The sequence below is a fragment of the Flavobacterium myungsuense genome, from assembly GCF_042677265.1.
Lineage (GTDB): Bacteria > Bacteroidota > Bacteroidia > Flavobacteriales > Flavobacteriaceae > Flavobacterium > Flavobacterium myungsuense.
Genome location: NZ_JBHTIZ010000005.1, coordinates 373,001 through 385,440 on the forward strand (window position 1 = coordinate 373,001; position 12,440 = coordinate 385,440).

Annotated in this window: 12 protein-coding genes; 7 read left to right on the forward strand and 5 right to left on the reverse strand. The window is 31.5% G+C overall.

The window, feature by feature from the left end:
• Positions 1-3: 3 nt before the first annotated feature.
• Positions 4-1,638 carry a T9SS type A sorting domain-containing protein gene (locus ACFQ0S_RS02120; RefSeq protein WP_379752711.1) on the reverse strand — a complete coding sequence of 545 codons (1,635 nt, stop codon included), beginning with the start codon at positions 1,636-1,638 and terminating at the stop codon, positions 4-6.
• Between the two features lie 132 nt (positions 1,639-1,770).
• Here ACFQ0S_RS02120 and ACFQ0S_RS02125 point away from each other — a divergent pair, with 132 nt between their 5' ends.
• Genes ACFQ0S_RS02125 through ACFQ0S_RS02135 form a run of 3 tightly spaced genes read left to right on the forward strand, consistent with a single transcriptional unit; the run spans position 1,771 to position 3,196 of the window.
• The gene (locus ACFQ0S_RS02125; protein WP_379752713.1) at positions 1,771-2,346 is read left to right on the forward strand and encodes a MarC family protein; all 576 of its coding nucleotides are present in this window, start codon (positions 1,771-1,773) and stop codon (positions 2,344-2,346) included.
• A 40-nt stretch (positions 2,347-2,386) separates the two neighbouring features.
• Positions 2,387-2,587, forward strand: a complete 201-nt coding sequence (locus tag ACFQ0S_RS02130; RefSeq protein WP_379752715.1) for a hypothetical protein — start codon at positions 2,387-2,389, stop codon at positions 2,585-2,587.
• Between the two features lie 3 nt (positions 2,588-2,590).
• Complete coding sequence (locus ACFQ0S_RS02135; protein WP_379752717.1) at positions 2,591-3,196, forward strand: FAD-dependent oxidoreductase; 606 nt, start codon at positions 2,591-2,593, stop codon at positions 3,194-3,196.
• Between the two features lie 10 nt (positions 3,197-3,206).
• Here ACFQ0S_RS02135 and ACFQ0S_RS02140 read toward each other — a convergent pair whose 3' ends face one another.
• Genes ACFQ0S_RS02140 through ACFQ0S_RS02155 form a run of 4 tightly spaced genes read right to left on the reverse strand, consistent with a single transcriptional unit; the run spans position 3,207 to position 6,315 of the window.
• Positions 3,207-4,784, reverse strand: coding sequence for a S41 family peptidase (locus tag ACFQ0S_RS02140; protein WP_379752719.1), 1,578 nt, complete (start codon positions 4,782-4,784; stop codon positions 3,207-3,209).
• 19 nt (positions 4,785-4,803) lie between these two features.
• Entirely contained in the window at positions 4,804-5,268 is a 465-nt protein-coding gene (locus ACFQ0S_RS02145) for a hypothetical protein (protein WP_379752721.1), read from the reverse strand.
• Between the two features lie 12 nt (positions 5,269-5,280).
• Positions 5,281-5,709, reverse strand: a complete 429-nt coding sequence (locus tag ACFQ0S_RS02150) for a deoxycytidylate deaminase (RefSeq protein WP_379752723.1) — start codon at positions 5,707-5,709, stop codon at positions 5,281-5,283.
• A gap of 21 nt (positions 5,710-5,730) precedes the next feature.
• Positions 5,731-6,315 carry a HupE/UreJ family protein gene (locus tag ACFQ0S_RS02155; protein WP_379752725.1) on the reverse strand — a complete coding sequence of 195 codons (585 nt, stop codon included), beginning with the start codon at positions 6,313-6,315 and terminating at the stop codon, positions 5,731-5,733.
• 173 nt (positions 6,316-6,488) lie between these two features.
• Between ACFQ0S_RS02155 and ACFQ0S_RS02160 the strand changes: the two genes are divergently transcribed.
• From ACFQ0S_RS02160 to ACFQ0S_RS02175, 4 genes are all read left to right on the forward strand, one after another.
• Positions 6,489-6,920 (forward strand): TerB family tellurite resistance protein, encoded by a 432-nt coding sequence (locus tag ACFQ0S_RS02160; RefSeq protein WP_379752727.1) that lies wholly within the window; start codon positions 6,489-6,491, stop codon positions 6,918-6,920.
• 254 nt (positions 6,921-7,174) lie between these two features.
• The gene (locus ACFQ0S_RS02165; RefSeq protein WP_379752729.1) at positions 7,175-7,648 is read left to right on the forward strand and encodes a GNAT family N-acetyltransferase; all 474 of its coding nucleotides are present in this window, start codon (positions 7,175-7,177) and stop codon (positions 7,646-7,648) included.
• Positions 7,648-8,907: an aspartate kinase gene (locus tag ACFQ0S_RS02170; protein WP_379752731.1), complete on the forward strand. Its 1,260-nt coding sequence runs from the start codon at positions 7,648-7,650 to the stop codon at positions 8,905-8,907. The genes ACFQ0S_RS02165 and ACFQ0S_RS02170 overlap by 1 nt, the downstream gene beginning before the upstream one ends.
• Before the next feature lie 86 nt (positions 8,908-8,993).
• On the forward strand, positions 8,994-12,404 hold the full coding sequence (locus ACFQ0S_RS02175; RefSeq protein WP_379752733.1) for a hypothetical protein: 3,411 nt from the start codon (positions 8,994-8,996) through the stop codon (positions 12,402-12,404).
• Positions 12,405-12,440 lie beyond the last annotated feature (36 nt).

The window sequence follows — 12,440 nt, forward strand, 5'->3', positions numbered from 1 at the left end:
TAGTTATTGGCGTAAAACGGTAATTTTATGAGTAGATTTTTGATTGTTAAAACTGGTCAAATTTACGATATAAATTCCTATTGGAAGTTTTTCGATATTAATTTTAGTACTATTTTGTGCTGTTTCTCTTTTTACTAAAGCACCGGACAAGTTGTAAATAGTTACTTCTTTAATTGGAGAAGACAATGAGTTTATGTTTAGGAAAGACTTTGCTGGGTTTGGTGCGATTATTACTTTTTGTTTTTCATTAAAATCATATGTTTTTAAGTTTTCTAACGAATAGACTTTACTACTATAGCTGTTGTTGAAAGGATTATAAGTATAGCCCATTAATTTATTCTTTAAATCTGATAATTCATTAAGAAGTAGTCGATCTATACCATTTGCTGTTATCAAAATTTTTCCATTTTCGTTAATTACTCTACAATCGTAGGTTTGAAAACTTAAAATTACGATAGGATAATAAATATAGGTAACTTCTAATAGTTTGTCGGGGTCAATTTTTGTTTCTGAAATGTGGTTAACAGTAAATAAAAAATTGTTGATGTCTGAATCTGAAGGAATAGGTAAATTTATAGTTTTCCATAGAGTATGATTACTATTGTAAATTTTAGCTTGGTTAGTTAATTGTCTATTAGAAGTATAGTATTTTTCTCCAGAATTTTCAAGTTTAATTCTGGTAACTTCACTTTGGTATTCATTTTCTAAAGTCAAAGAAGGTATTCCATATACATTTGTTGAAAAGGATATTTGATTATCAATATAATTATTGTCTAAAGTAGCCATAAGTTTATTTTCCAACCCTTCAATACTATTAATACTTACTATTTTTGCTTTAGGAATTGTTAGTAGTTCTTCATTGTTTTCATTTATTAGTTTACCAACATAATTATAAGTTGATCCCTCTAGGGTAAAATAGCTGTATCCTATTTCCATAAGATCATCTGTATTAATTTGGTTTTCTGAAATAATTCCAATATCACCATATTTTGCATTTGATGGTTTTGGTAATGCGATAGTTTTCCACAAGCTATGATTTGGATTGTAAATTTTAGTATTTTGATTTGTTTTATCTAAAACATAATATTTTTCGCCTGAATTTTCAAGTTTAATTCTTTTAATAGTTCCTTCAGTGTAGGTATTTTCTAAAGTAAGGTCAGATAAGGAATACACTTTACTAATAGGATTGCTTATAATATTTTCAGTAATCAATTTGTCCGGAAGTCCAGGTATTTCATCTAAATAAACGCTAGAAGCATCTGGTATGGTTAATAAAATAGTTCCATCTTCCTGAGAAATTCTGCTTTCATATCTATTAGACATATTGTTATAATAGCTATATAGAATTTCAATCTTAGTATCTGAATTAATTCTAGCTTCTGAAACATCATATATTCTAAAGCCACCAGCTAGGGGATTTGACGGAGGTGCAGGCAAAAGTATCGTTTTCCACAATGTATGATCAACATTATTGAATACCAACTCATTTGTAGCACTTTTTAAAAAGTAATACTTCTCACCAGAATATTCTAGTTTTACTCTATTTACCAAACCTTCATTGTAAGTATGCTCTAACGTAATTTGCGCAAAAGAACAGCAAGAAAAAAATAATAAGAGAAATTGTAGGGTTGTTTTCATGTTCTAAATGCTTTTTAACAAAGATAAGGTTAATTTTGAATACTATAATTTAGAATCAGACAAATAAATTAACGTCAATTTAGGTTTTAACAGTCCTAAAATCAATACTTTTGCACTTTAAATCATACAGAAATGGGACTAGATTTTAAAGAAATAATTACCGTAGGAATGGTGCTTTTTGCAGTAATCGATATTGTAGGTACCGTACCTATTATTGTTGATTTGAGAAAAAAACACGGTCACATTGAATCCGAAAAAGCATCTTTAGTTGCTGGAATTATTATGATTGTTTTTCTGTTTATTGGAGAAGAATTCCTAAGGTTAATAGGCATTGATGTTCACTCTTTTGCTGTAGCGGGGTCATTTGTATTGTTTTTTTTAGCTTTAGAAATGATTTTGGGTATTCGTATTTATAGAGATGAAGAAGCTAGCTCAGCATCCATCGTTCCTATTGCTTTTCCTTTAATTGCAGGTGCGGGAACAATGACTACTTTACTTTCTTTGCGTTCTCAGTATCATGCCGAGAACATTGTAATTGCCATTGTCTTGAATATCATTTTGGTATATGTAGTTTTAAAATCGTCTTCTAAAATTGAAAAAATGTTAGGAAAAACAGGTTTAGGAGTGGTAAGAAAAGCTTTTGGAGTCGTTCTCTTAGCAATAGCTGTTAAATTATTCGCCGCTAATGTTAAAGGATTATTTGTATAAATAAAAATGTATTAATTTCACACCCTACAAATCTTTACGAATGAAAATTTTTACTTCTATATTAGTTATTTTGGCATTGGCTTTAATAGGATTTAACGTTACACTACTTGATTTTGATCATTTATTAGAAGGCAATAGCGTTATTGCTTTAATAGGAATAGTTGCTTCATTTTGCGCTGTTTTTATTCTTCTTATTTTCAGAATGTCAAAAATCATTCAAGAAAGAACAAAAAATCAGTAGTTGATGTTTGATGTTTTAATCATTGGTGGTGGCGTTTCTGGAATGTCATGTGCGTTGGTTTTGGGTTCTGCTAAAAACAAATCTTTTGTTGCAGATAAGAAAATAGGAATCATCACCCATCAAAAAGCTTCCTCTCTAAAAGATGCTTTGTTTAACAATGCTTACGGAATAACTCCAGGAAAATTAGGCTCTGAATTGCTAACGGAAAGCATCGATCATTTGGCACAATTGTATCCTCATATTTCACAAATCCCGAATGAAAAAGTGCTTAAAATTGAGGGTAGCTTTCCAGATTTTAGGGTTGTTACCAACAAAAGTTCATATGCAACAAAAAGTATTGTAATTGGCATTGGCTCAGCAAATACATTTGCTGTTGAAGGATTACTGCAGTATGTAGAACCGCATCAAAAATCGCTGTCAGAAAAACAAAGAATCCAACTTAAAAATAATGATCATAAAGTGGCTGATGGAATTTATGTAACTGGAACTTTAGCCGGTCACAGAAGCCAACTTGCCATAGCCGCAGGAAGTGGAGCTGCCGTTGCAACCGATATTTTGACTTTTTGGAATAATGGTGTTGAGACTCATGTTCATGATAGTTTAAGATAATAATTGGCGGTTATTTTAATTTTAAAACCGACTGAATCATTTTGTCCTCCTTTAAAATAATTTCATAGAATTTTTGTTCATCAAAAAGTTGTTTGGCAAATTCGGCAGCCAAGTATCTTTTTACTAATGGTTTACTTTTTGTTAAATTAACTATTGCACCATTCTTTGATAAATAGCGCTGAAAATTATTAAAATATAAATCGGTTTTATTCATTTTATCTAGAAATTGTTCAAAAGTCATTCCCTTAAAAGTATTTCTGTTTTTATCGATGGCTTCAAATGCAAACCGACTAACAATTCCTGATTGCTGCATGATATAAACGGTGTTTTCATCACCATTATTCCCTTCGAGTGGAACAAATATATCAGGAACAATTCCTCCGCCTCCATAAACAATTTTGCCTTTTGGTGTTTTAAATTTTAAGGTATCGGCAATTTTTATACTGTCTTTTTCATATAATTCGCCATTTTCAAATCGCTTGCTAAATTCATTAAAATAGTCTTCGTTTCCTTTTTGATAGGGTTTTTGAATGGAGCGACCCGAAGGTGTGTAATACCTCGCAATAGTTAATCGAACTGCTGAACCGTCTTCAAAATCTATTTCGCGTTGCACTAATCCTTTTCCAAAAGAGCGTCGTCCTACAATAATTCCTCTATCATTATCTTGAATGGCACCAGCTAAAATTTCGCTGGCTGAAGCTGAACTTTCGTCTATTAATACAAATACTTTTCCAGTTTCAAAGTTTCCTTTTTCGGTTGCAAAAGTCTTGTCTATTCTACCTTTTCTGTTTTTTAGAAAAACAATTAATTGTTTGTCTTTTAAAAACTCATCGGCAATTTCGGCTGCCATTTCCATGTAACCGCCACCGTTTTCTCGAACATCAATAATTAAAGATTTGGCTCCTTTTTTTTGTAAACTTTCCAAACCAGATTTGAACTCTTTGTAGGTAGTTTCTGCAAATCGATTTATTTTTATATAGCCAGTTGTAACGTTCAACATTGTTGCAACATCAACACTTTTTATAGGAACTACATCTCTTTTTACTTTGATTTTGAACTTTCTATTTTCACTTTTTCTAAAAATAGTCAATTCGACATCTGTACCTACTTTTCCTTTTAGTTTAGCAAATAAACTGTCGGTTGGTAATTTTCGTCCAAATAATTTATAGGAGTTGGCATATAAAATTCGATCACCAGCTTTGATTCCAGCTTTTTCAGAAGGGCCTTTTTCTAAAGGCTTTATTACAGCAACCGTATCGTTTAGCATATAAAAATTGACTCCAATTCCTACAAAATCGCCTTTCATACTTTCGGCAACTCCTTTTTGCTCACTAGACGGAATATAAACAGAGTGCGGGTCGAGCTTTGCTAAAATATCATTTACCGTTAAATCTATAATTGAATCAGTATTCACTTTATCTACGTATTCATTATCAATAAAATCAATAATCTTATAGAGTTTGTTTTTATAATTATTTTTTGATACCAACGGTTTCTCAACTGGAAAATTTAAATATCCGCCAAGTAAAACACCAACTGCAAGCGTTAAAAAAAGAAGAATAGGAAAAAAGATGTTACTTTTTTTCATTTGAAAGATTTGAAATAATTTAGTTGGATGGAAGGTCACCTATAGTGTATTCCCATTGGTTTTTTGGATGCCTATTAGAAATTAGAGCAATTAATGGTAAAGTAAAACCAGAAGAAATTAAACCCAATCCTACTATGGCTTCAGTCCCGCCAAGAACTGCTACTGCAGTCCCTCCAAGTATAAGAATAACTCCTAAAACACATACTACTGGAGAAGTAATAGTTGATGTTAGCGATTTTCTTTTGATTTTTTCTATAGAAGCTAAGGCGATTAATGTGTTATTTATTGAAATGGTTTTGTCATCAATAATTGAAAATCTTCCGAAAAAGCTTCTGCCATCGGTTGTGACTACTTTTATTCTTTTATGTTCTACTAAAAAATCAGTTCTTTCAGAATCCTTTTTTTGCAATAGAATTCCTTTTTCTTGAGCAATTATAGAAACTAATGGCAACACTAAAAACAGTACAAATAAGATCGTTTTCATGATAGTGTTTTTTTAATCTAATTCTTCAATTTGTTCAACAATTACTCCTGCTTTAATTAAAAAATCTACACCAGACGTGTCTCTATATCCATTTTGATATACCACCCTTCTAATTCCTGATTGATGTATGAGTTTACTGCACTCCTTGCAAGGAGAAAGTGTAATATACAATGTTGCTCCTTCACAAGTTTGTGTAGAACGAGCTACTTTTAGAATTGCATTTGCCTCTGCGTGAAGCACATACCAATTTGTTAATCCTTCTTCGTCTTCGCAACAATTTTCAAAACCCGAAGGTGTTCCGTTATATCCATCAGAAATTATCATTCTATCTCGAACAATTATTGCTCCTACTTGTTTGCGCTTGCAGTACGATAAGAGACTCCATTCTTTAGCAATTCGGAGATAGGCTTTGTCGTATTTGTTTAATTTTTTTAATTCCATGTAATGTAAATAGATGTATTTCTATAGTATTATTTTAATGATTTCAGGAAGTACTACTCCAATTAGAAAAGAGGAAGAAACTAAAATAAAATCACGTTTTGATAATCTAAAAAAGTTTTGAACGATATAGGAAACAATCAGAACTAATAAAACCAACACTATTTGAGCCGCTTGAATTCCTAACGTATATTCAAATAAAGGTAATATTTTTGCCGAAAGATTACCCGTTGTTACTGATTTAAAATAATTTGAAAATCCTAAACCGTGAATAATTCCAAAAAAAAGAACAAAAAAACCAATTAAATTAATTCCATTTCCTTTATGGGATTTGCCAATTACAAATAAGTTAAATAAAGCTGTTATTAAAATAGTTATCGGAATTAAGGATTCTTTCAAATTCAACTTAATAATTACAATTCCAAAAAAAGAAAGCAACAGCACCACTAGCTCTCCAATTGCAAAAAAAGCTAATAATAATAAAAGCTTTCTCCACTCTTTAAAGCTGTATGGAACTGCCAAAGCAATTAAAAATAAAATAAAATTATAGCTTTTAATATCTATAACATGTTTCCATGCTAGTTGAAAATACATCCAAAAGTCTGACATAACACATATTGATTTATATAGATTAGGGAATGTAAATTTACAATTAAATTTGAAAATAGGATATAGTATTTAATTTATTAGAAAGTAGGATAAAAAACAGAAAATTCTGAGCAAAATGTTTCCATTAAAAACGAAATTGAATTATATTTGTATATACCTAAATAATAGAAATCATGTCTATAGCAGATTTATTTGACAGCGAATTTAAAAGTAGAAATAAAGGTCATTTTTCAGCAATTGTTCGTGTGGCGTTAGCTGACGGATTAAGTACTGCTGAAGAAAAAGCTTTTTTAGATAAACTAGCTTTACATCTTGAAATTTCGCCAAAGGAGTATGAAGAAATTTTAGAAAACCCATTAAAATACCCTATCAATCCTCCTTATTTATATGTAGAGCGATTGGAACGTTTGTACGATTTAGCAAAAATGGTAAATAGCGATCACCAACTAGGTGACAAACAAGAGCTATTGCTTAGAAAATTTGGGATTGCTTTAGGGTTTACCCCCGGAAACATAAATTATATAATTAATAAAGCTCTTTTGTTAGTGGATAAAAAAGTAGATTTAGATACTTTTATTTTTGAAATGAAACACATGAATAAATAGGAAAATTTTAATTTTTTGTAATCAGACTTTTATAGATTTTTGAACACAGATTTTACTAATTCTCATGAATTAATTAGTGTAATCTGTGTTTTATTTTATCAAAATTACATTATCATTCTTACCAAACAAATATTGCTTTTTTTGTGAAATAGAAATGATTTTTATGGGATAGTTTGATGGATTTGTATATTTGTTTTTTAAACGAAATATTTTAATCCGAAAATCAAGATTTTCTACCAGCAAAAAACTCCAAAATGAACATTAGAGAAGGTAAAAAAGAGGATATGGCTGCGGTTTTAGAACTCATTAAAGAGCTTGCCACTTTTGAGAAAGAACCCAATGCTGTTGTTGTTACCGTTGAAGATTTAGAGCGTGATGGTTTTGGTGAAAATCCATTGTTTTATACTTTTATAGCAATAATTGAGGAGCAAATTGTAGGTGTAGCTTTGTATTATTACCGCTATTCTACATGGAAAGGAAGAACTATCCATTTAGAGGATTTGATTGTTAAAGAAAAAAGGAGAGGAGCAGGTGTAGGTTACGCTCTTTATAAAGAAGTGATTGCTCAAGGAAAAAAAGATGGTGTTCGAAGAATTGAATGGAATGTTTTAGATTGGAATGCTCCAGCAATTGATTTTTATAAAAAAACAGGAGCAATCGTTTTAGAAGATTGGAGAGTAGCACAAATGGACGAAATAGGAATTGATAATTTTTTAAGAAATTTATAATGAGAGTATTTAAGTTTGGTGGTGCATCGGTTAAAGATGCTGCCGGAATAAAAAATGTATATGATGTTTTACAAAAAGTAGGTTATGAAGATGTTTTACTAGTAGTTTCGGCTATGGGAAAAACAACAAATGCTTTAGAGGAAGTAATAAAAAACTATTTTGATAAATCGGCTGAATTGAATTCTTCAGTACAAGAAGTAAAAAAATACCACAATCAAATTTTATTGGAGTTGTTTGAAGACGATAAAAATGAAGTATTTACTGCTGTAAACAATTTATTTTTTGACTTAGAATATTTTTTAAGTCACAATAAATCTCCTAATTATAATTTTGTTTACGATCAAATCGTGAGTTTTGGAGAATTAATTTCAACTACAATCCTTTCCCATTTTATGTCTTTTATGGGAATAAAAACCACTTGGATTGATGTTCGAAATTTTATAAAAACAGACTCTACTTACCGTGATGCAGAAGTAGATTGGGAAATCACTCAAAAAAACATTTCTAAAAACGTTAAACGTAAAGTATTAAACATAGCTCAAGGATTTATAGGCTATGATGACAATGGCTTTACAACAACTTTGGGTCGTGAAGGATCTGATTATACAGCTGCAATTTTTGCGTATTGCCTTAATGCAGAAAGCGTAACTATTTGGAAAGATGTTCCTGGGGTTATGAATGCCGACCCTAGATATTTTGAAAATGCCAGTTTATTGAATCAAATTTCCTATCGTGAAGCTATCGAATTAGCGTTTTACGGTGCTAGTGTTATTCATCCAAAAACCCTACAGCCGTTACAGAAAAAGGAAATACCATTATTTGTAAAATCATTTATAAACCCATTATTGCCTGGTACTAGTGTTTCTAAAGGCGAAGATTTAGTGCCTTTTCTACCTTGTTTCATTGTAAAGAAAAATCAATTATTAGTTTCACTTTCTTCTATCGATTTTTCATTTATCATGGAAGAGAACATTAGTGAAATATTCGGATTGTTGCATCAATACAAGATGAAAGTAAGTTTAATACAAAACTCAGCTATTAGTTTTTCTATTTGTGTGGAAGACAAATTTGGAAATTTTAATGAGTTGAAAAACATCCTTGCCAAAAAATTTAAAGTTTCTTATAACGAAAACGTTTCTCTCTACACTATCAGACATTTTAATGAAAAAGCTTCGCAAATGGTCGAGGAAAATAAAGAAGTTTTATTGAAACAAGTTAGTAGGGAAACCATGCAAATTGTGACGAAAGACGCAAGCTAATTTGCAAGCATATTAAAGCTAGAGATTTCAACTCCTTGAATTATCAAAAAAACACACTACTTTTGATATGTTGGCGTTATATCTTTATGTTAAAAAAACTATTTTTTTTTGGTTTTATAAGCGTTTTTTCGGCACTTCATGCCCAAGAAATCAATACGTCATATAAAACCAAAAAAATTCCAGTTTCTTACGATACAATTCATTTAGAAAAGACCAGTATCAATTCGAGCTTTTTTAAACTACTTGATAATCAATCTAAAGTTGTTGACACCTCGTTTTACAAAATAAATTTTCAAAAAGGAGCCTTGCTTTTAAAAGAAAATTTCAAGTCTAATAAAGATTCAGTAACGGTTCAGTATTTAAAGTTTCCAGATTATTTAACCAAGCAGTACAGTATTTACGATGACAGTCGTGTAGTTGATAATGATACTAACGAAAAAAACTTGTATCGTGTTTCTAATGATGCGTTTCAAAAATTTATTCCTTTCGATGGTTTAAATACCTCAGGAAGCATCACTCGAGGAATCACTATTGGCAATAACCAAAATGCAGTTGTAAATTCGAATCTCGATTTACAAATCACAGGCAAAATTTCCGATAAAGTAAGTTTGAGAGCTTCTATTCAAGACAGTAATATTCCCCTTCAAAATGGAGGATATTCGCAAAAATTAGACGAGTTCGACCAAATTTTCATTGAACTTTTTAGTGAGAAATGGCTGGTTAGAGCAGGCGATTTGTTTATGGAAAATAGGAAATCTAGTTTTCTGAATTTTAATAAAAAAGTGCAGGGGTTGTCTTCTAATTTTTCTTTTGGAACTCCTGAAAACAAAACCAATATTTTTGCATCGGCAGCATTAGTTCGGGGGCAATATACTAAAAGCAACTTTGTAGGTCAGGAAGGGAATCAAGGCCCGTATAAGTTGCGAGGTGCAAATGGCGAGTTGTTTGTATTGGTGATTTCAGGATCAGAACGTGTTTTTGTTAATGGAATTTTGTTAAAACGAGGAGAAAATAATGATTACACCATAGATTACAATGCTGGAGAAGTTACGTTTACATCGCTTTTTCCTATAAATTCAGAAATGCGAATTGCTATAGAATATCAATATTCTGACAGAAACTACACTCGTTTTGTGACTTATTTTGGTGCTACTCATGAAAAAGAAAATTGGAATATTGGTGCATATGTCTATTCTGAAAATGATGTAAAAAACCAACCTTTACAACAAGAATTATCAACAGAGCAGGCTCAAATTTTAGGAAATGCTGGTGACAATCCTGATTTAATGACTGCACCATCGGCAGTAAATGAAAGTTACTCTGAAAATAGAATTTTGTATGAAAAAGGAACACAAAACGGACAAGAAATTTTCGAATATTCTGACAATCCTTCTGCTGTTTTATACAATGTTCGATTTAGTTTTGTTGGAAATGGCTTGGGAAATTATACGATATCAAATGCAGCTGCGGTAGGTAAAATTTATTCTTATATAGCGCCAATTAATAATGTAAAACAAGGAAGTTACGAGCCTATTACACGATTGGTTGCCCCAACAAAAATTCAAATTGCAACCATCATGGGCGCATACAATCCTTCTGAAAAAAGCGCAATTGATTTTGAATTGGGCATGAGCAATAACGACTTGAATTTATTTTCTTCTGAAGACGATAGAAATAATAAAGGTCTGGCTGGGAAAATAAATGCAAAAAAACGACTCTTTACTGGAAAGTGGGAAGTGGATGCCTTTGCTAATTTTCAGTTTGTACAACAGGATTTCAGAACAATTGAGCGTTTGTTTACCATAGAGTTTAATAGAGATTGGAATTTGACAACTGTTGTAGGAAATCAAAGTTTGTTGATATCCGGATTGAATTTTAATTTGCCAAAAAAAGGATTATTTACCTATCAAATAGAAAAACTCGATTTTACCAAATCCTTTTCAGGTAGCCGCCATAATAGTAATGCGTTATTTAAGTTTAAAAATTGGAACATTCAAAATCAAGGCAGTTTCTTGAACAGCAATAGCACTTTATCAGACTCTAAATTTATCAGAAATCAGGCGCAAACACGCTGTCATTTTAAGAAAAACTGGGTTGGTGCCAGTCTTAGATTAGAAGATAATAAAGAACAAATAAAAGCCACAAACCAATTTTCTGCTTTAAGTCAAAAATTTATTGAATATGGTACTTTTCTCGGCAGAGGGGATAGTACCAAAGTTTATACTGAGATTGGCTATCTCCACCGTCAGAATGATAGTTTGCAAAGTGGATTTTTAAAACGAGTTAACACTTCGCAATCCTATTATTTGAAATCGAAATTAATTCAAAACGAGAGAAGTGATTTGGCTGTTTTTGTCAATTATAGAAACTTGAAATATGTTGATGTTCTTCGAGACAATGAACCCTCATTAAATTCTAGAATTTTGTACAGTTCTCGCTTTTTTAAACAACTTCTTCAAACTACAACTGCTTTCGAAACCGCTTCTGGAACCATTCCGCAACAAGAATTTACCTATTTAGAAGTCGAGCCTGGTCAAGGTGTTTATACTTGGAACGACTACAATAGTAACGGAATTCAAGAATTACAAGAGTTTGAAGTGGCTCCATTTCCAGATCAAGCCAAGTATGTTCGAGTATTTTTACCCAATCAAGTTTTTTTAAAAACACATCAAAATAAGTTTTCTGCAACGGTAACTTTCAATCCCAATCAATGGCAAAATGAGAAGGGTTTTAGAAAGATTATTTCCTATTTCTACAACCAAACATCCTATTTAGTTGATCGAAAAATAGAACGCAACGGAAACAATTTCGATTTAAATCCGTTTAACACTTCTGAAGAAAATTTATTTGGATTGAATGTAAGTTTCAGAAACAGTTTGTTTTTTAACAGAGGAAAGCAGGACCACTCCATTACCTATACGTATTTAGACAGTCAATCGAAGAATTTATTATCTGTGGGTTCACTTGAAAACAACAATAGCTCGCACCAATTGCAGTTCCAGCATTTGTATAAAAAAAGCTGGTTGTTTGGACTGAATTCGAAAACAATTAGAACCCAATCCTTAGTTGAAAATTTTGCATTTAGAAACTACACCATTTCAGGGTATCAAGTTGCTCCCAAAATTTCCTATTTATTTTCTAGAAACGCGAGTTGGGATTTGTTTTGCGAATTTCAGAATAAAGAAAATAAAATAGGCAAATCAGAAAAGCTACAACAAACCCGAATAGGCACCTCTTTTAATTATGCTAGCGAAAAGCGACTGACGCTGAACGGTGAATTTTCGCTTTATGAAAATAAATTTAATGGTAGTGAATTGTCAGCAGCGGGGTTTCAAATGTTAGAAGGCTTGCAACCGGGACAAAACACTACTTGGCGATTGCTCATACAAAAAAGTTTAACCCAATTTCTAGACATTAACCTCAATTACCAAGGTCGAAAAAGCGAAACCAGTTCAACCATTCATACTGGAAATGTGCAGTTAAGAGCTTATTTTTAAGTTTTATTAGAAAAAAGAGATGTCTTAAAGTTGCCA

Coding starts and splice junctions, on each gene's coding strand:
- ACFQ0S_RS02165 (WP_379752729.1), top strand. CDS start 7,175: ATGAACATTAGAGAAGGTAAAAAAGAGGATATGGCTGCGGTTTTAGAA.
- ACFQ0S_RS02170 (WP_379752731.1), top strand. CDS start 7,648: ATGAGAGTATTTAAGTTTGGTGGTGCATCGGTTAAAGATGCTGCCGGA.
- ACFQ0S_RS02130 (WP_379752715.1), top strand. CDS start 2,387: ATGAAAATTTTTACTTCTATATTAGTTATTTTGGCATTGGCTTTAATA.
- ACFQ0S_RS02135 (WP_379752717.1), top strand. CDS start 2,591: ATGTTTGATGTTTTAATCATTGGTGGTGGCGTTTCTGGAATGTCATGT.
- ACFQ0S_RS02160 (WP_379752727.1), top strand. CDS start 6,489: ATGTCTATAGCAGATTTATTTGACAGCGAATTTAAAAGTAGAAATAAA.
- ACFQ0S_RS02125 (WP_379752713.1), top strand. CDS start 1,771: ATGGGACTAGATTTTAAAGAAATAATTACCGTAGGAATGGTGCTTTTT.
- ACFQ0S_RS02145 (WP_379752721.1), bottom strand. CDS start 5,268: ATGAAAACGATCTTATTTGTACTGTTTTTAGTGTTGCCATTAGTTTCT.
- ACFQ0S_RS02150 (WP_379752723.1), bottom strand. CDS start 5,709: ATGGAATTAAAAAAATTAAACAAATACGACAAAGCCTATCTCCGAATT.
- ACFQ0S_RS02155 (WP_379752725.1), bottom strand. CDS start 6,315: ATGTCAGACTTTTGGATGTATTTTCAACTAGCATGGAAACATGTTATA.
- ACFQ0S_RS02120 (WP_379752711.1), bottom strand. CDS start 1,638: ATGAAAACAACCCTACAATTTCTCTTATTATTTTTTTCTTGCTGTTCT.
- ACFQ0S_RS02175 (WP_379752733.1), top strand. CDS start 8,994: ATGTTAAAAAAACTATTTTTTTTTGGTTTTATAAGCGTTTTTTCGGCA.
- ACFQ0S_RS02140 (WP_379752719.1), bottom strand. CDS start 4,784: ATGAAAAAAAGTAACATCTTTTTTCCTATTCTTCTTTTTTTAACGCTT.